Genomic DNA, 17,632 nt, shown 5'->3' on the forward strand with positions numbered 1-17,632 from the left:
GCGGTTGCCTTGCCGCCGAAGAATTTCCGCGCCCACGATCTAATCGAAAGCGCGGATCGCTGCTTACACGGCGCCCAGCGCTGCGGCGGCAACACGCTCAAGAGCATCGAAGCGTAGAGAGCGGCTCGAACAGCACTCGAAAGGGTGATGGCACGCGTTTCAAGTGGCCGACGGCATACGGAGTATGCCTGCTACGTAGTAGGCACACTCCGTGTGCCGGCGGCGATGCCGATTCGCTCTCGCTCGCAATCAGACGCCGCTAAAACTCTGCTCCATCAATCCTCCGCGTCGCTCATGCTTGCTGGCGGTCGAAACGACTCAAACAACGCGCGAACAGGGTGATGGCACGCATTTCAAGTGGCCGACGGCATACGGAGTATGCCTGCTACGTAGTAGGCACACTCCGTGTGCCGGCGGCATCGTTTCAAGTCGAGCCTAGACAAACGGACCTGTGCGACTAAACTTAAGGCTGACTTGGCTTTAAGGTTCACCGTCTGCTTGCAACACTAGCAAGCCGACTCCACCGCACGCCGGTTGAAGGCCACGTATTGGCCGGCAGCGATTTCGCAGCGATCGGAGCTTTTTGATGCGTTTTGTCTCGATCATCTGGAAGAACATTTATCGCCGCAAAACGCGGTCGTTGCTGACGATTTGCGGCCTCGGCGTGGCGGTCGCCACGGTTGTTTCGCTGGTGGGCATTTCGGAAAGCTTCCAGCGGCACTTTATCAATCTCTACATCGCCCGCGGTATCGACATCATTGTGCAGCGCTATGGCGTGCAGGCCGAATTGAGCGTGAGCCTGCCCGAAGAGCTCGGCGATCGCATTCGCACAGTGCCGCACGTTAGCGGCGTGATCGGCGGCCTGATGGACGAAATCTCGCTCGACGATTTTGGATTGCCGGCCGTGTTTGTCGATGGCTGGCCCAACAGTTCGCCGTTGTTCGACGAAGTGACATTCAGCGTCGGTCGCCGCCTGCATACCGGCGATTTCCATAAGCTGATTATCGGTCAATCGCTGGCGGAAAAGACCGGCAAGAAAGTCCACGACACGCTAAAAATCTATGGCGATAAGTACGAAATCCTTGGCATTTTCCGCAGCAACAACGTGTTCGACGACGGCTCGATGGTCACCATGCTGCCCGACCTGCAAGAGGCGCTGAATCGGCCCCATCAGGTCACCGGTTTCATCGTCCGCACCGATTTGCCCAAGGTGCCCAGCCCCGAGCGAACGGCCGCGATCAACCAGATCCAAAAGCAAATCGAAACGCTCGAGCCGGGCGTGGCGGCCGAGGAAATGCACAGCTTCGTCAAGAATGTCGGGCCGATCCGTTCGGCACAAGCCCTGGCGCTTGTCGTATCGGCAATCGCCCTCGCCCTTGGCGGGATTGGCATGCTGAACACGATGATCATGTCGGTTTACGAACGCATACGCGAAATCGGAACGCTGCGGGCCGTCGGATGGCGGAAATATCAGGTCGTGCGGCTGATTCTCGTCGAAGCCCTGGTGCTTAGCGTGGCCGGGGCGATTCTCGGCTCGCTTGCCGCGGGGGTGATGACGATCGGGTTGAGCCACCTGCCGGCAGCATCTGGATTCATCGCCAGCGACATTGCACCGCTTGTGATTATCGAAGGCTGCTTGGCCGCCCTCGTGGTCGGCGTCGGCAGCGCCGTTTACCCGGCGATTTGGGGCGCGAGCCTCAGCCCGGTGGAAGCGCTCCGCCGGAAATAGCGGAACGAGCGTGACGATTTGACCGTTGCGCCCGTGCTACCTCCGTGTTCCCTATTTTGGTTTGCTTGGCTGCTTCCGCGCCGCCAAGAGGGCGCAACGTTCGGCGGCGATCTCTTCGGCCGTGCGGAAGCCAAGCCGACGTAGAACGGGCAACTGCGGGCACCAGCCTTCCAAGGCGTATTGCAACAGGAAGCAACCGGCCAAGCCCGGCAAGACAAACCATTTCCGGTTTGAAACTGCTCCGAGCAGGAATCCCCCGATCGCCAAGCCAGCGGTATGGGCTTCGAGCATGCGATCGATGTCCCACTCTTGGTCGAGTTCATCAAGTCGCTTCTTGACCGCGTTGTCGTCGAGCGTGGAGTAATACGCCACATTCCGATCCGTTTCGAACTGGATTCGTTCATTAATATGCTGCGGCGTGTTTTCCGGAACGCGTTCTCGGGTCGAGGCTAGCATAATCGATCTCCGTTTCTATAGGCGGCATTCCGTCAATGCGGCCGATTCGGGTGCAAATGACAAGGCGGATCAGGCAGCCGGCGGATCGGTTTCCTGGCGATGGTCGTTGGGGTCGAATTTTCGTGCGGCAACTTCGCGGATGCCGGTCATAATGGCAGTTTCGATCGCCGCCTTCGCCACATCGAATAGGGAATTGGCGATGGCGGCCGCGAATCCGGCTTTTTGCGGCTCGGGAGGCGGAGGATTTACTTGTGCAACCGTTGGCGCCGCGCCGTCGAGCGGCTCAGTTCTTCCGCGACGAACAAGCAAGGCCGTCGTCAATCCGGCCACGGCGGCGGCGCCGAGCGCGATCCACGGCCTCTTTTTCGTCCACAAGCGAATATCCACAGCCGCCGCAGCACTATGACGTGTTGCTTGGACTGCCCGGCCAATCGCCGCTTTCGCGGTTGCGGCTTCACGAGCGAGCAACTCGTGTTCCGACAAGCGTTGGTCCTTCCCCTGTTGGCCACCCACCGCGCGTGCAGCTCGTTCACGAGTAGCTTGGTCGACAGTAGTGGACTTGGGCATCGGCCGATCAGGCGCGGGTTTACTTGTCGCGCTGACCGGCTTCGTCGAAGCCGTGGCCGAACTTCGCTCGGTAGCGTGCTCTAAAGTGCTCATAGTCATCGCGCCTTTTTCGTCGGAACGCGCTTCGTTGGGTCAAGAAGCCGATTGCAATAAACGACGCAACGGCTGCGATACAGACCACGCCGGTAATCACGTCTGCCGCCCAAGGTTGCAAACCGAGCGCGATCAAACCGGTCACAATGCCTCGCAAAATAAACACGACGGCCGTGACCATGAACGCCACGCCGACGAACAACCCGACAATTCCCGCCACGGCCCAAAACAGAACCATCCGCACGCGCGACGAGATCTGATCGGCGCGAGCGCGGAGATAATGCCCGACAAGCATCTGCAACTCGGCGAGGTGCCGCAGCAAGGGCGCGAGCGGCGACGGATCGACAGGCGAACCCTCTTCCGGGTCAAGCCGGTTCGTCTGTGGCCCAGCGTTCGGACCGTTGTTGGTGGAATCGGTTGGCAAGGGCGTTTCTCGCGCGATCATGGTCCATGTACCTCATCAGCCGTCATTGAATCCTACCTCCGATTCCGGCCGCAATTTTCGAGCAGCGAATGAATCGACCAAGGCTCGGCCCTCAGCCTGCCCTCTCCCGCAAGGAGAGTGGCGTCCGTGGAGAAGTTGTTTTTTTCGGCCGAGCCTAAGCCGCGTCGACCCGCCAGTCGGCGAACTATCGCCGCTTGGTCAACAAGAATCCCAACGCAAAGCCGACGCTGCCGGCCACGAGCAAATAGGTGAGCGGCTGGGCCCGAACACGGCCTTCCAGGGTGTGGTTCAACTCGCGCACCTTTGCCCGGCCTTGTTGATAGTATTCCGAAGCGTTGTTTTGCAGTTCTTCGACCTGGTGTTGCACGGCGTGCTTCACGTCGCTCCCCATCTGTTGCACCTTGTGCGCAGCCGCGCTGACTTGTTCTTGAGCAGCGTTTTTGACATCGTGAGCCATGCTTCGCAAATCGTCCATCTGCGACCGCGAACCGGTGCTGGCATTTGAACTCGACATAGCTTTCTCCTTTGTGACAAGGGTCAAATGCGACCATCTATGAACTATCCGCGCAAAACTTGAGCTTGGCGGAAAGAAGCAGTTAAAACAAGGCTCCCTACACGCAGCAATGTTCATGCCACAAGTCATCCTGTTTTGTTGCGGCGTTGCGGGCGCCTTGGGATCGGCTGCTTCATCCGCAGCATTCCAAAAATAATGGCATCCCTTCGACTTAGACATTGATTGAAGTCGAGCCAGTATGAGCGGCCCCTCGCCAGGAAATGGTCCGTAATTCCGAAGGGTTTTCCAGATGAATCCAGTGAAACGGGGGCAGGCCTGACAGTATTGCCTTTGGCCCGGCCATCGATGGCCCGAACCGATCCCTGAGCCGCAGAACTTGTGGGCAATCGAACGGGGTCTGTCTTTGGGGCCACAAACCCACTCTCACCGCCCAATATCGAATCAATTCTGGTTTTGGCACGGTCATTGCTGTTATCCGAAATCAACTGCTCTGGTTGGAACACCAGTGAACTTAACGTTTCGCAATTGGAGGACCAGGATCATGTTATATTGGGCTGCAGTGTTTTTCATTATCGCCTTGATTGCCGCAGTGTTTGGCTTTGGCGGGATTGCGGTCGGCGCGGCGTCGATTGCGAAGATTTTGTTCTTCGTGTTCTTGGTGTTGTTTATCGTCAGCTTGCTGTTCGGCGGACTCCGCCGCGGGCCGACGATCTAACATGCCGTAGCTACAAAACCGTCGCCCCCAGCGCGTGCTTTGCGGGGCGACGTTTTTTGTTTTTGCCAGCGAGGAATTTCGGCGGCCGGGATTCGATCTCGGTCCACCTTCGTCATGATAAAGGAGCCTCACATGGCCATGCAGCGGGAACGAAAAGACACGAGCGGAAACCATTCCGATGCGACCCATCGGGTCGCCGCGCGCGATAAAGCCGATCACGACGAAAACGAAAAAGTAAGCCGCGGTCAATTGGTCGACGCGCTCAATGGCGATTTGCAGCGCGAATATCAAGCCATCATTTCCTACGTCGTGTTCTCGCAGGTGCTCAAAGGAGCAGCGTACATGGATATCGCCCGCGAACTCAAGAAACATGCTGTCGAAGAATTGAACCACGCCCTCATCATCGCCAAGCAAATCGACTATCTCGGCGGCGACCCGGCCACGGAGCCGATGCCGGTCCGCACCGGCAAGACCGCCGAGGAAATGCTCAATATCGACCTGCAAAACGAGAACGACACCATTCGCAACTACCGGCTCCGCGTGCGGCAGTGCGAAGCGCTTGGCGAATACGCAGTCGGCGAATATATCCGCCAAATTTTGGTCCAAGAGCAAGAACACCAAAGCGATCTGGCCACCGCACTGGGTAAGGACGTGCCGGATGTTTCGACCGCCTCTGAAATGGCATGAATCCGCGTAGAAACGGCGGGTGCCGCCTCGCGTTGACAGGAAGCATTAGCGAGGCACGACTCGCCGCAGCACGTCGCCCACAAACCGCACGAGAAACAGAAGCGGTGCGATCAGCAGAATGCAGGCGCCCATCGTGGCCGGCACTAGCCAACCCAGGGCGAACACGGCGCCCAGGCTTTCCCATATCATGGCCCAGCGGACGATGGCCACCAACGCAGCAAGGCAAAGAAACGGGCCGTAGCGAATCTCGTTTTTCCGCCGCGCCAGCAATTGCGCGATGCCGATCGCGGCGCCGGCAATCGGAGCCAGAAAGAACACCACAAGGCACGCCTGCCAGCCCAAAAAAGCCCCGATCATTGCCGTCAGCGTCACGTCGCCGAAGCCCATCGCTTCGCGGCCAAGCACCGCTTTGCCGATCACGCGCACCGACCAAATCAGGCCCCCGCCGGTCGCCATTCCAATCAAGGCCGACAATAGCGCCTCCCAGCGCGACCCGCTTATCTGCCAAACCATCGCGACGCCGACCGAGGTCGCGACGCCCACCGCCAGAGACCAGCGCGTAAGCCGGTCTCGCCGCAATCGGGCCCACATCAGCCCCCAAGCCCGCCGCCATCCGTGCCGCGAATACCAAGAGCGCGGCATCAGCCCGATGCACCACAGCCATACGCATGCCAGTCCGATCGCCAGCGAACGAACGTCCGGCATTCGGTTCAATTCCGTCGGCCAGGGCCACGCTTGCGTCGATGTAAACGTGAGGAATCGCAAGTGGGCCGGGCCGAATCCGAGGCCAGGAATTGCTTCACGAAACATGACTGGCAATAAAGACCACGGCGCTACCGCCGCCAGCAGCAGTCCCAGCAGCGTTCCCGGCACGGTCACCTCGTCGGGAATCAATCGCTCGTCGACATCGATCAGCGATGCGACGATCATGAATCCGATCAATAGCGCGTTGGAGATGTACACGAGATGGAGCGTGGCGAGCGTGTGGATCATCGCCGCGCCCGCCGGCAATCCGACCGGCACGTGCAGTGGTTCGGGGAGCAAGGCCTGAAGCTCCACTTCCCACCAATAAAGCGCGGCCAAGCCCACGCCGGCCAGCAACTCGATGAACATCGGCCGGACCCAAAACCCCGACCCGTGCAAAGGCGATTCGCGCCGCAATCCGAACCATCCGACCACCGGCAAGCGATCACTCCATCGCCGCGGCGGTGCGTTCGAACGCGGCGCCGACCAAGGACTGATCGATCGCGGCGTGTAGGCCAGCCGATAGCTAGCCAGGTTGAGCAGCGACCCTAGCCAGGCGCCGATGATCGCCAAACCGAGCAATCGAAATTCGATCGGAATGGCGAGAATCGCAGTCACGGGCGGTCTTGCTTCTTTCGGCGATTGATGGGTGAACGGCGTCGTGGCTTGATCACGGTGCCGTTCGTCGGAGGGTGCTACAAGTCTACATCGGTTGCCGGGGCGGGGAGTTGGTCAAGAATTTCGCCGGCCACTTCGGCAACGGTCTTTTCATCGGTATCCACTGCGAAATCGGCGCATTCGCGGTAAAGCGGTGTGCGGTTGTCGAGCATCTCACGGATTTCGTCCAAGCCGCCGGTCGTGAGATTGGGCCGCCGCGAGACCGTGGTCCAGTCGTTCGACAAGCGATTTAATATCGTTTCCGGCCGCGCTTTCAGCCACACCACCGCCGCCCGATCGCGCAGCAGCTTGCAATTCCCGGCCCGCATTACCACTCCGCCGCCGGTGGCAAGCACAGTTCGCTCCCGCGCGGCCAGCTCCGCAAGGATGGCGTTTTCCAGATCGCGAAACGCCGGTTCTCCGTCGTCGGAAAAAATCTGTGCGATCGATTTTCCGGCGCGCAGTTCCAATTCGACATCGGCATCGACCCAATCCCACCCCAGCCGCAGCGCGAGCGCCTGCGCCACGGCCGATTTCCCGGTCCCCCGATACCCGATCAACCGGATCCGCGAGGGCAGTTTCGAATGGCGACTCGATTCAAGCGTTGGCATGCCCGCCATTATGGTTCGCCAACCGCCCATTCATCCAGCCCACCGCGAGCCGATAAAATCGGGACCGCGACGCGGTCGGCGCGAAACGCAGTGCTTCCCAACCGAAACAGCACGCCTGAAGGAAGCGAAGCCGCGTCTGGCGGCGAAGCGTTGACCGACCGTTCGTCGGCTAAGGAGCGCGGCGACGTGCGTGACAAGCGTTAGGCAATCTGCTTGCATCGTCGATCCGCACCTGCGGCGAATTCGCCAGCGCCGCCGGCGATGCCGCGTTCGTAGTGGCGATGGGTTAGAAACCGTTTGGCGTTCAAGCGTCGTCGCCGACTTCGACAATTCCCTGCGTGCCGTCGACCGTGACCACTTGACCGCTTTGCAACGCCGACATCGCGCCGCGGACCGACATCACCGCGGGCAATTTCATTTCGCGCGCCGTAACCGCGCCGTGCGATAATGGCCCGCCACTTTCGGTGATTAGTCCGGCGGCCGTGTAAAACAGCGAGGTCCACGCCGGATTTGTGGTTCGGGCGACAAGGATCGCTCTCTTCGGAAAACGTGCGAAGTCGGCCGGACTGTGGACGTGAAAACACGGGCCGGTCACACGGCCCGGGCTTCCGGGCAAACCGCGGAGCATGGCGTTGTTGGCGCCCGTCTCCGCCGGGGCGGCCGGTTGGCCCGGCGTCCACGGCGCCGATTGCCGCAGCGATCCTTCATACGACCGTTTGCCGTCGTATGCCATCCGGCGATAGATGGCGCGCTCGACTTTTGGGAAATCCGCGACCAGCTTCTCGAGGTCCTCCTTGCTGAAGAAAAACACATCGTCGGGCGCATCCAGGATGCCGGCATCCTGCAACCTGCCGCCGAGTGCGATCGCCGCCCGGCGGGCGATCGGATTGATGCGCGTGGTTTCGTAGTGCTCCAGATCGTCGAGCACGGTGTAGGTGCGCGTGAGCCGAATCAGTTCGCGGAAGAAAAACCGCAACGGTTCCGGAACGGCCGATAGAAATTGGTGCTCCGTCGCGAAGTAGCGCTGCCGATGAGCGTGGGCCGTTTCGTCGGGATCGTCTCCTTCGTCGCCGCGCAGCAGCAATGCGATCGAATCGATCACCACCCAAGGCTGGGCGGCCCACGTGGGACAATAATAATCCATGTCGATCTCGCGATGCCCGTGATCGTCGAGAAATCGCTCGAAGCGCTGGCCGAACTCGGGAAATGGCGATAGCTCACCGCGATCCCAGATTTCGCGAGAACTTTGGTTCACCAAGAGCGGTTCCAGCGCCGGAATTTGGCGAGCCAGTTTTGCCAAACCATGAATTTCTCGATTCACTTGGGCAGTCTTAGTCTCGCAGCCGGCCAATAGCCCATCGACAAGGCCCAGCGCGCGTTCGTCGCCCGCGGCCATGCCCACCAGCGCGTGCAGCATCCGATGCAAGAAGCTCTGCGTCATCGAGATGGCGATGTTCGGCAAAAAATAGTCGCTGGCGACATCGAGTGCCTCGTTGACATGCCGCCAGATTTCTTGAACGCTCGCGCCGTCGAGCGAAACGGCCGTCAGCCGCCCGAGTCGCACCAAATAACGATCGAGGTCGCGGGCCCATTCGACTGGCAAATCGAGCACCCAGGCATAGCGCGTTCGCAGTTCGGGAATCTCGCCGACAAGCTCGGCAATGCTCCGCGCACGCAGCGGCCGATAGGAAGCCACGAGTTGCACCAGGCTCTGGTTGCCGTATACATAATTGTCGAACACCGCGAACCAATCGCCGCGAAACGGCGGCAGCCCCATAAGGCGCAACGAATGGGCAAGTGACCGCCGAAACGCCACGCTGATGAAATCCCAGCAGAGCGGCGTGATCGCGATCGGGAATCGTTCGGCCGATTCGTCGCGCGTCCAGCGCGGTTCCACCGTCGTCACGGGCCGCGATTGAAGCAGATAGATCGTCCCGTCTTTCAAGCCCCATTCGATATCCTGTGGCCAGCCGTAGTGCGATTCGACTTTTTTGAGCAACTGGCCGACCGCCAGCACTTGCGCGTCGGATAAGCACGGCACATCGGCCAACTCCGCTGGCACCTCGGCATTTGTGACATCGCCGCAATTTTGCCCGTTCGCCGTCGCGCCGGGCGCCCCGCCCTCCGCTCGAGGCTTCGCCGGCATTACCATGTGCTCCTTATGGCCGATGCTGCGGTGCGATACTGCGAGCGTCTCCTTCTCCAGTTCGAATTGATCCACTTCGCACTCGCCTGACACCACCGACTCGCCCAGTCCGTAGTTGGCGTTGAGCAGCATGCGGTCGAATCGGCCTGAAATCGGGTTGATCGAAAACCCGACGCCGGCCACGTCGCACTCGATTTGCCGCTGCACGACGACGGCCATGCGAGCTTCGCGCTGCGAGAACCCCTGATGGTGCCGGTAGGCCACGGCCCGGTCGCCCCACAGCGAGACAAAGCAATCGCGCACCCGCCGGCAGATTGAATCGGCACCGCGGATGTTCAGATAGGTGTCGTGCTGGCCGGCAAAGGAGGCCTGCGCGAGGTCTTCGAAAGTGGACGACGATCGGACGGCGAACGCGTCGTTGTCGGCGTGGTCCAGCCGGCCCACCGCAGCCCGAAGCGATTCTCGAACCGGCGCCGGCAGTTCGATGCGTGAAAGCCGCTGGCGCAACTCGGCACACTGCGTGCACAGTCGATCCGGATGGTCGAAATCGACGGTCGCTAGTTCCTTGTCCAGCCAGTCGGCACAACGAAGAAATGTGTCGTAGGCCGCGGCGGTGACCACGAACCCCGGCGGCACAGGAAAGCCAGCGGCGCTGAGCACGTGCAAATTGCTCCCCTTGCCGCCGACGAGCGATCCCAAGCCGGCCTCCGCTTGGTCGAAGAATACCACGAGATTCATGACGGTTCGGCCTTCTGAATGAAGTAGTGGGATAAGAGCCGCGTGCGGACCTACGGATGTTGGGGCAATATCTGCGATTGCGCGTGATCTCGCGGCTCCGGCTGTCGGGCGTCGGCCCGCTGCGCCAACGCCCGGATATGCGCAATGATCTCGCGCCCCTCGGCGGCAAGTCGCTGTTGAACGGACCGGTGGAAAAGAAAATACAGAAACGTCCGACACCGGCGAAGTGCGATCGAAAAGCGATTGCCGTAGAGCAACGCGTAGTATCCGGTGTACGGCATGGCGACACTGAACAACACGGCCCAAAAAGCTGGCAGAAGAAGCCACGCCGCCGAATACGCGATCAGATAGTAGAGCGGGAAAACTACCAGCCCCGGATAGATCACGTTCGACGCCCAATGATCCTTGTCTTTCGACAGCCGCCGTGCCAGTTGCCGCACGGTCCAATAGGGCACGGCATGGGTCGCCGCGCCGACCAGCGCCATCGGCGCCCCGACCACGATCAATTCCATCTCGCGCACCAGAAACAGCAACGCTCGGCCGAAGTGGATCGGCAAATACACCTCGGGCGCCCCGATTCCGCGGCGGCGAAGCTCGGCCCGGTATCGCCGGATCTGTTTCGACAGTCGGTCGAGTTCGTCGCGGCTTTCCGGCAGCAGGGATTGATAACCGGCCCGGACCCGCGCCGTGAGCTGGAAGAAATCCGCCGGCGACGGCTCGGCACGCCCCAGAGCCAGCGGGCTCTCGCCGCCGGTGGCGACAATTTCGGCCGCCCAGTTCAGGATCGCCGATTCGCGACGCGTTTCGAAATTCAACGTCAGCCTCTCGACGCGCTGGCGGATTTCTTTGGTGAGCGCGTCGATGTTGCCGTGAGCGCCGTCGGGATGATCCTTCAGCCAGCGTTCGAGATCGATGGGCGCCCCGAATCGCAGCCAGATGTCGGAGCGCATGCGATCTTTCTCGGTGTAGAGCAATCCAACCGGGACAATTTGCAACCGGCCGGGGTTTCCATCCTTGCGCAGAAAATCGAGCGCAATCTTCGCTGCCCCGGCTTTGAATTCTCGCAATTTGGGATCGGAATGACTGACGCCTTCGGGAAAAATGCAAACTGCGGCACCGGCCGCGAGCATTTCGCGGCAGCGCTGCATGCTGCGCACATTGTGCCGCTGGTCGGTTCCCTCCTGGCCGGCATCCTGCGGGCGCTGGAAAGTGACGACCCGCAGCGCCGACATCAGCCATCGCAGCAGCGGATTTCGAGCCAACGCGCTCTTGGCCGTCACCATGATCGGCCGCCGCAGCGCCGTAATGATCACGAGCGGATCGACGAACGCATTCGTGTGGTTTGGCACGATCAGCACAGGTCCGGCCGGCGGCACATTGCTCCGTCCCTCGACGTCGATGCGTCGAAAGAACAGATGCAGCGCCAAGCGAGTCAGTTGTCTAAACAGCCGGTAGAGCATCGGTTTCACCCCCCGGCAATGCCGGCAGCCTTGCCGCCTCGCGCCGCCGCATCCAATGCAATACGATGCGCCGACTGAGCGGGACACAGACCGCGGCCAGCAGCGTTCCGGCGATTAGATCGATGACGTAGTGATACCGCAGCATCAACGTCGCACCGTAGATCAGCACGACAATCGGCAAATAGGTCAACCCGCGCAGCCGATTGGTTTTCAAATCGAACAAGCATAAATACACCGACCCGCCGACGTGCAGGCTTGGGAAGACACCCTGAAACCCGCCCGACAGCTCGGTGCCGCGCACGACGATGTCGTAAAACATGCCCCCGGAAAGCGCCACATGATATTCGCTTGCGTGATAAGCCCCTGGCCCATGCGCAGGAATAAAAATATAGCCAAGGTAGCTGATTGCATACGTGAGAACCCAGCCGGTGAGGAATTCGTCGCGCTCGCCCGGCGGCCGCCCCAAGCAGCCCAAGAATAGCGAAAGATCGATATACGGGATAAACGCGGCGTAGATGAAGCTGAAAAATTCCACGACGCCCGGCGTCTGAAACCGTTGCAGAGCAAACGTCGGATTGAACCCAAGCATCTTGGTGTCGATGCGCGACAACGCGCTGTCTGCGAGATACGGCATGGCCGCGATGCCGAGCGTGCCGAGGCTCGTGTAGAGCGTGAAGATCACCACCACCGTCGCCGCCGGACGCAGCCACGGCACCCACCAAGCCTGTTCCCAGCGTCGCATCGCCAAGACACACGCCCCAAAGCCAAAGAGCAATCCGACATGCATGGCCAACAGATCGCGCAATCCCGCCGCACCGCCCGGCAACGCGGCGGCGTTTACGCCGGCAGCCAAAACGAGCAGACCGAGGAGAATGCGATCGCTCGGATACGAATGCAAGAAACGGCGAGAAATGTGCGGCGGCATTGTGCGGTCGAGTATATCGCGGGCAAGGGAGCGACTATAGCGAATCGATGTGCTTGTCGCGATTCGCTAGTTTGCGGGACTCATGCGGGCCTCATGTGCCGAGAAACGATGCTTCAGCGTTTAGGCGCGCCCCGATCGAGACCCATACCGCGGCGAATTGCCCGCTTGCCGAACTTCGCCGTGATTCGATCCGCGATGCGATCGAGTTCGCGATGACGCTCCCGGTCGGACGCATCGAACAGTTGTTGCTGAGACGTGCCGGAGTCATCGATGTTGCTTACGCCGAAGCCCAAGAGTCGCACCGGAAGATGTCCCAAAGGCAAGCGTGCCGTCAACAGTTCGATGCCCGCCTCCAGTAGTTCTTGGGTGATGTTCGTCGGCTCCGCCAGGGTGAGCGATCGCGAGATCGTCTTGAAATCGGCAAACCGCACTTTCAATTCGACTGTGTGGCCCTTAATCGCGTGTCGCCGCAATCGTCGGGCAACCTGCTCGACGAGTTCGACCAGCCAGGCCCGCAGCACTTCCGGGTCGGAGATGTCTTCGGCGAACGTGGTTTCGTTCGAGACGGATTTGGCCTCGCGGTCGGGCACGACCGGCCGGTCGTCGATGCCGTGCGCCAGTCGCCAATAGTGCTCGCCGGAAGCACCAAACAATTCGTTGAGCGTGGCGAGCGGCAATTGTCGCAATTGCCCGATTGTGCGGATCGCCAGTCGCTCGAAGACCTGGCCGGTGATTTTTCCGACGCCCCAGAGTCGGCCGACCGGCAGCGGATCGAGAAAGCTTTGCACGTCGCAGGTCTGGACGACCACGAAGCCGTCTGGTTTTTGGAGGTCGCTCGCGATCTTGGCCACGAACTTGTTCGGAGCCGCGCCGACCGATGCCACGAGCCCGAGTTCGGAGCGGATTCGCTGTTTGACTTGCCGGCCGATTTCTTGAGCAGGGCCGAACAGAGTTTCGCTGCCGGCGACATCGAGGAATGCTTCGTCGAGCGACAGCGGCTCGACCAATGGAGTGAACTGCTCGAAGATTTCGCGAATCTGCCGCGACACCGTGGCGTAGTAATCGATTCGCGGCTTGAGGACGACCGCGTGAGGGCAAAGCCGCCGCGCGCGGACCGAGGCCATCGCGCTATGGACGCCAAACTTGCGGGCCTCGTAGTTCGCGGCCGCCACGACCCCGCGACTTTTCGCCGACCCGCCGACGATGACGGGCTGGCCGACGAGCGCCGGGTTGTCGCGCTCCTCGACCGAGGCGTAAAAGGCATCCATATCGACGTGCAGAATCATGATCAGAATCACCCCGCGGCTTACGAAGCACGTGGCAGCTACGGCGTTGTGACTGCCGCATCGGCGTCGATTTTTACCTCAGCGATGGAAACGGGCCCCTCGATTCCGAAGCGATTCACCGTTTTGGCCTCCAGTCGGTTTTTGCCGGGATGCACGCTCCAGGCAAACCTATCGCCGCTCGGCTTCCAATCGCCAGCGTCGGAGCGAACCAAGAATGTTTTGAAATTCGGCGTCATGGTTTTCAAGCCGGCGCGCAAATGGTCGCCATCGGCCGAGAGCGTCATCGCCGCTTGGCCGATCGGGAAATAAGCGTCGGAGCTCAGATCGGGGGGGATGTCGCGCTTGTGCCACTCGGTGCCGTTGCAAAGCTTGTCTTGGAAGATGAACATCTTGCCGTAATCAGGTCCGGCATCCATCAAGTTCGTATTCGGGACGTAACCGATGAAGGCATACGGGTTGACGGCGCCCGGATCGAGCGAGAGATCGCCGAAGCCCGCATACCGAGCGCGGAAGATCGGCATGTTGCTTTTGCGATACCGTTTGCGATCCTTATCGACGACGAACGTGACGTCTTTCGCGTCGTGATAAAACCACTCTTGCCGCAGTTCGTAGGCGCTGAGCGGCAGGCCGTTTTTCTCGGCATACATTGCAAACGTCGGGTCGAGCATCACCCATTTGCGAAACTGGTTCGACCAAATTTCGGTCGATGAATGTTCGCTCGATCCTGCGCCGATATTGTTGGGACGGCGCAAAGCGAGGCTGCGATCGATCCAACCGAAGCTGGCGGCCGCCGAGACGAACACGTCGGCATACTGGGCACAAAAGAACGTGTGCCCCTGGCCGATGTCGCGCAGAATTTCCGCCGCCCCGCGCGGATTCGCAGTTGGCCGCCCGAATTTTTTGAATTGATGGTTCACCCAATCCAAAAGAAGCACCTGCCGGTCGAACTCATTCTTGCCGGGCGACACGATCTCGTCGAGCTTGTATTGCTCGCGGAGTTGCTTGAGCTTCGGGTTATCGTAGCTGTCGAATTTGAATCGCTTCGTGAAATTATTTTCCACCAGCGGCAGCGTGTCGAGTTTCGTGACCGTCGCCGTCCGGCCAGCGAGATGGAAGGTCGCAGCAAGCCCGATCGACGCCGAGGGCTCGTCGGCAAGCAGGCAAGTCGAAACGAAGCCCGCAATGATCGCGGCCAGAAACGCACCGGCATGGATTGGAAAGACGGCTTTCATCGCGGTGTCTCCGGTATGCGCGGAAAATGATCTTCGCTGGAAAAGATGCTGGAATTGTATCGCCGGCTCGAACCGGCCGTCCAATGGATCGTCGTTTTGTGTGGGTCCCGAACTCAACCCGACCATTCGCCGCCGGCTTATGGACAATGGGCACTGAGGCATATTAGACTCAGCCACAGTCGGCCGCTCGTACCAATCAACCGCGTGGCTTTTCCTCTGGATTTCTGCCCCGTCTCGAGGCGGCCCGACTTTCCTGCCTGATGTTGGGGATCCGTGGAGCTAGAAATCACGGCCAGCGCAACGTTGCAGCGTGTTGCGTGGCGGGCGAATTGATGCCGTTCGAAAAGTCCGACAGCCTCACAGAGGGCCTGTTTTTTGGATCGCCGAGTTTCTGGCATAGGCCCCAAAACGCGCAACCCTTCTGGAAAACTCCGATGCTGAAACAATCGCTCGTGCTGCCGATTCTCCTCGCCTGCGGGTTTGCGTCTGCCAGCGGACCGACGCAAGTAATGGTGCAAGATTATGAGCGGTCCTCTGCGCGGCCGACGGTGTGGGTGGTCAACATTCCCAATGAAAACGCGTCGGTCAAACTCTCGGCGGATGGCCCCCAAGCGGGCAAGCAATATCTCAAGCTGCACTACCGCTTCGTCGCCGACGGCCAGTTCCAGTATCTCGGAGTGCCCAATGCGGTTCATATTCAATCGCGAATCCACAAGCTGCGATACTGGCTCAAGGGAGACGACTCGCGATGTTCGTATGGGGTGCAATTGACCGACGCCGGGGGCGAAACGCACCAGTTTGGCCAGAACACCGGCCAGGGCGGGACCATCGACTTCACTGGCTGGAAGGAAGTCGTGATCGACATCGATTCGCACCACGAGACTTGGGGCGGCGATAAGAATGGCAAGATCGACTATCCCATTTCCGCGATCATCTTCACCATCGGCCAACCCACGCACGAGAAAAAACCGTTGCCGGCAGAGGGCGACCTGGGCTTTGATTCCCTGAGCGTCGATTCCGACGGCACCATTGCCGAGACCTTGGGCCACGGCATTTCGGTCGTCTCGCCGGAGTATTGCTCCGACATCCATGGAGCCGCGAGGGTGGTCGTCGCCGCGCCGGGCTTCAAGCAATTGACCGCGAAGTGCTGGAAGCAAGACAATGGTCCAGGAGCCGATTCGACAGTCGCGACGATTAACCTGGATGCGTCGGGAGCGGGTTCGTTCGTGCTTCCCGCCGAGCAATATCCGCACGGACCCATCACCGTTCGCATCAGCGGCGACAGCGGCTCGGTCAAGGATAACTGCTATCTGCAGCTGTACAACACAGCCGGCGTTTCGTGGAACGAAGGAATCCCGAAACACGCGCCGCCGGCCGCGAACGGCATGTCGCTCGTGTTTGCCGACGATTTCAGTGGCTCTCTGTCGATATCGAGCAAGGATCCGAAGGCCCGGTATTACGACCACAAGCCGCCCAACGGCTGGCAGGATTTTAGCGCCCATCGCTTCGCGGATCGCAATTCACCGAGCAACCCCTTCGCCCACGTCGACACCTATCTGCGAATCCGCGCGAGCGACGACCTAAAAAGCTCGGGCTTGATCTCCTCGCTGAAAACCAATGGCGCCGGCATCACCGCCAAGGCGCCGTGCTACTTCGAGTGCCGGTTGTTGGGGCCGAACTCGATCGGCACCTGGCCGGCCTTCTGGCTTCTCACCGATCCCGGGGCCGACATGCTCAAAGCGAACGCGCCCGGCGATGAATTGGACATCATCGAGGCGTACGGCGGCGAAGGGCCGCGCGAGCCAAACGCGTTCGACACCTACATGATCACGCCCCACTGCTGGAACCAAGGCGCCGCCGGCAAGGCCCGAGAAACCAAGGCCTTCGAAGGAATGCACAATCCAATTCACATGCGGAAATTCGGCATTCCCGCCACTTGGTTCGAAACCTTCCACATCTACGGCTGCAAGGTTACCGAGACCGACACGATCTACTATTGCGATAATGTCGAGGTCGGACGTCATCCGACGTTCCCGCTTTCGAAGCAACGGCCGCTCTATTTCCTGATCGATCTGGCCACTGGCGGCGGTTGGCCGGTCGACCTCTCACGGTATCATGGCTTGGCAGATATGTACGTCGACTACGTCCGCGTCTACAGCGGCGCGGCGGCCGATCGTCAGTCGCCAGGAAAATGAGTCCGTATCGAACCGGAAATCGCGTTGGAACTAGCGGCGGCGCAGATTCGGCAAAAGCGCTACGCCATGATGTCGGGAATCAGCTCGCCGTGCACATCGGTGCGACGTCGGTCGATGCCGTTGCTGCGGAAGGTGAGACGCTTTTGATCGATGCCTAGCAGCCACAAATCCGTGGCGTGCAGATCATTGCAGTAGATCGGATTGACCACGGGACCAGCTTTTCGTAGGCGTCGGGCGAGTTGTCGACCTCGAACGTGGCGGCTTTCCTATGCAACCGAAAATCGACAAGCTGGATCTCAGGCCTTGCGGCGGGGCCAGAACTTTCGCCGACGTGCTACGCCAACGAATCCCAACAATCCGCTTGCGGCCAGCAGCAAGCTGGCAGGCTCGGGAACCGCTGCGATCGTGATCGAGCCGTTGAGCAAGGTCGGA

General features: G+C 60.4%; 15 protein-coding genes and 1 pseudogene. 4 read left to right on the forward strand and 12 right to left on the reverse strand.

The window, feature by feature from the left end; all coding sequences use genetic code 11:
- The first annotated feature begins 586 nt into the window (after nucleotides 1–586).
- A complete protein-coding gene (locus VHX65_14825) occupies nucleotides 587–1,729 on the forward strand; it encodes an FtsX-like permease family protein (GenBank protein HEX3999822.1) in 1,143 nt (380 codons plus the stop codon).
- Nucleotides 1,730–1,780: 51 nt separating this feature from the next.
- Here the strand turns inward: VHX65_14825 and VHX65_14830 are convergent, their stop codons facing one another.
- From VHX65_14830 to VHX65_14845, 4 genes are all read right to left on the reverse strand, one after another.
- The gene (locus VHX65_14830) at nucleotides 1,781–2,185 is read right to left on the reverse strand and encodes a hypothetical protein (GenBank protein HEX3999823.1); all 405 of its coding nucleotides are present in this window, start codon (nucleotides 2,183–2,185) and stop codon (nucleotides 1,781–1,783) included.
- A 69-nt stretch (nucleotides 2,186–2,254) separates the two neighbouring features.
- Nucleotides 2,255–2,560, reverse strand: a complete 306-nt coding sequence (locus tag VHX65_14835) for a hypothetical protein (protein HEX3999824.1) — start codon at nucleotides 2,558–2,560, stop codon at nucleotides 2,255–2,257.
- A gap of 211 nt (nucleotides 2,561–2,771) precedes the next feature.
- Nucleotides 2,772–3,290 carry a hypothetical protein gene (locus VHX65_14840; protein HEX3999825.1) on the reverse strand — a complete coding sequence of 173 codons (519 nt, stop codon included), beginning with the start codon at nucleotides 3,288–3,290 and terminating at the stop codon, nucleotides 2,772–2,774.
- A gap of 184 nt (nucleotides 3,291–3,474) precedes the next feature.
- Nucleotides 3,475–3,804, reverse strand: a complete 330-nt coding sequence (locus VHX65_14845) for a hypothetical protein (GenBank protein ID HEX3999826.1) — start codon at nucleotides 3,802–3,804, stop codon at nucleotides 3,475–3,477.
- A gap of 541 nt (nucleotides 3,805–4,345) precedes the next feature.
- Here VHX65_14845 and VHX65_14850 point away from each other — a divergent pair.
- Together VHX65_14850 and VHX65_14855 are read left to right on the forward strand one after the other, a co-directional pair.
- The gene (locus tag VHX65_14850) at nucleotides 4,346–4,519 is read left to right on the forward strand and encodes a DUF1328 domain-containing protein (GenBank protein HEX3999827.1); all 174 of its coding nucleotides are present in this window, start codon (nucleotides 4,346–4,348) and stop codon (nucleotides 4,517–4,519) included.
- A gap of 132 nt (nucleotides 4,520–4,651) precedes the next feature.
- Nucleotides 4,652–5,206, forward strand: coding sequence for a ferritin-like domain-containing protein (locus VHX65_14855; GenBank protein HEX3999828.1), 555 nt, complete (start codon nucleotides 4,652–4,654; stop codon nucleotides 5,204–5,206).
- Between the two features lie 45 nt (nucleotides 5,207–5,251).
- Here the strand turns inward: VHX65_14855 and VHX65_14860 are convergent, their stop codons facing one another.
- From VHX65_14860 to VHX65_14890, 7 genes are all read right to left on the reverse strand, one after another.
- Nucleotides 5,252–6,568, reverse strand: a complete 1,317-nt coding sequence (locus VHX65_14860; GenBank protein ID HEX3999829.1) for an A24 family peptidase — start codon at nucleotides 6,566–6,568, stop codon at nucleotides 5,252–5,254.
- Between the two features lie 77 nt (nucleotides 6,569–6,645).
- Entirely contained in the window at nucleotides 6,646–7,248 is a 603-nt protein-coding gene (locus VHX65_14865) for a shikimate kinase (protein ID HEX3999830.1), read from the reverse strand.
- A 274-nt stretch (nucleotides 7,249–7,522) separates the two neighbouring features.
- Complete coding sequence (locus tag VHX65_14870; protein HEX3999831.1) at nucleotides 7,523–10,102, reverse strand: PEP/pyruvate-binding domain-containing protein; 2,580 nt, start codon at nucleotides 10,100–10,102, stop codon at nucleotides 7,523–7,525.
- Nucleotides 10,103–10,152: 50 nt separating this feature from the next.
- Complete coding sequence (locus VHX65_14875; GenBank protein HEX3999832.1) at nucleotides 10,153–11,562, reverse strand: lysophospholipid acyltransferase family protein; 1,410 nt, start codon at nucleotides 11,560–11,562, stop codon at nucleotides 10,153–10,155.
- Nucleotides 11,543–12,487 (reverse strand): phosphatase PAP2 family protein, encoded by a 945-nt coding sequence (locus VHX65_14880; protein HEX3999833.1) that lies wholly within the window; start codon nucleotides 12,485–12,487, stop codon nucleotides 11,543–11,545. Before VHX65_14880 ends, VHX65_14875 begins: the two co-directional genes overlap by 20 nt.
- A gap of 113 nt (nucleotides 12,488–12,600) precedes the next feature.
- Nucleotides 12,601–13,785: a DNA polymerase IV gene (locus VHX65_14885; GenBank protein ID HEX3999834.1), complete on the reverse strand. Its 1,185-nt coding sequence runs from the start codon at nucleotides 13,783–13,785 to the stop codon at nucleotides 12,601–12,603.
- Nucleotides 13,786–13,811: 26 nt separating this feature from the next.
- Nucleotides 13,812–15,005, reverse strand: coding sequence for a hypothetical protein (locus tag VHX65_14890; protein HEX3999835.1), 1,194 nt, complete (start codon nucleotides 15,003–15,005; stop codon nucleotides 13,812–13,814).
- A 434-nt stretch (nucleotides 15,006–15,439) separates the two neighbouring features.
- Here VHX65_14890 and VHX65_14895 point away from each other — a divergent pair, with 434 nt between their 5' ends.
- Nucleotides 15,440–17,200: a hypothetical protein gene (locus VHX65_14895; protein ID HEX3999836.1), complete on the forward strand. Its 1,761-nt coding sequence runs from the start codon at nucleotides 15,440–15,442 to the stop codon at nucleotides 17,198–17,200.
- Nucleotides 17,201–17,259: 59 nt separating this feature from the next.
- Here VHX65_14895 and VHX65_14900 read toward each other — a convergent pair.
- A pseudogene (locus tag VHX65_14900) lies at nucleotides 17,260–17,403 on the reverse strand (DUF1501 domain-containing protein).
- Between the last annotated feature and the right edge of the window lie 229 nt (nucleotides 17,404–17,632).

Source organism: Pirellulales bacterium (genome assembly GCA_036267355.1).
Classification (GTDB): domain Bacteria; phylum Planctomycetota; class Planctomycetia; order Pirellulales; family DATAWG01; genus DATAWG01.

Excerpts from the sequence above, each read along its gene's own strand:
- VHX65_14825 (HEX3999822.1), top strand. The coding sequence starts at position 587 with ATGCGTTTTGTCTCGATCATCTGGAAGAACATTTATCGCCGCAAAACG.
- VHX65_14830 (HEX3999823.1), bottom strand. The coding sequence starts at position 2,185 with ATGCTAGCCTCGACCCGAGAACGCGTTCCGGAAAACACGCCGCAGCAT.
- VHX65_14840 (HEX3999825.1), bottom strand. The coding sequence starts at position 3,290 with ATGATCGCGCGAGAAACGCCCTTGCCAACCGATTCCACCAACAACGGT.
- VHX65_14845 (HEX3999826.1), bottom strand. The coding sequence starts at position 3,804 with ATGTCGAGTTCAAATGCCAGCACCGGTTCGCGGTCGCAGATGGACGAT.
- VHX65_14850 (HEX3999827.1), top strand. The coding sequence starts at position 4,346 with ATGTTATATTGGGCTGCAGTGTTTTTCATTATCGCCTTGATTGCCGCA.
- VHX65_14855 (HEX3999828.1), top strand. The coding sequence starts at position 4,652 with ATGGCCATGCAGCGGGAACGAAAAGACACGAGCGGAAACCATTCCGAT.
- VHX65_14865 (HEX3999830.1), bottom strand. The coding sequence starts at position 7,248 with ATGGGCGGTTGGCGAACCATAATGGCGGGCATGCCAACGCTTGAATCG.
- VHX65_14870 (HEX3999831.1), bottom strand. The coding sequence starts at position 10,102 with ATGAATCTCGTGGTATTCTTCGACCAAGCGGAGGCCGGCTTGGGATCG.
- VHX65_14875 (HEX3999832.1), bottom strand. The coding sequence starts at position 11,562 with ATGCTCTACCGGCTGTTTAGACAACTGACTCGCTTGGCGCTGCATCTG.
- VHX65_14880 (HEX3999833.1), bottom strand. The coding sequence starts at position 12,487 with ATGCCGCCGCACATTTCTCGCCGTTTCTTGCATTCGTATCCGAGCGAT.
- VHX65_14890 (HEX3999835.1), bottom strand. The coding sequence starts at position 15,005 with ATGAAAGCCGTCTTTCCAATCCATGCCGGTGCGTTTCTGGCCGCGATC.
- VHX65_14895 (HEX3999836.1), top strand. The coding sequence starts at position 15,440 with ATGCTGAAACAATCGCTCGTGCTGCCGATTCTCCTCGCCTGCGGGTTT.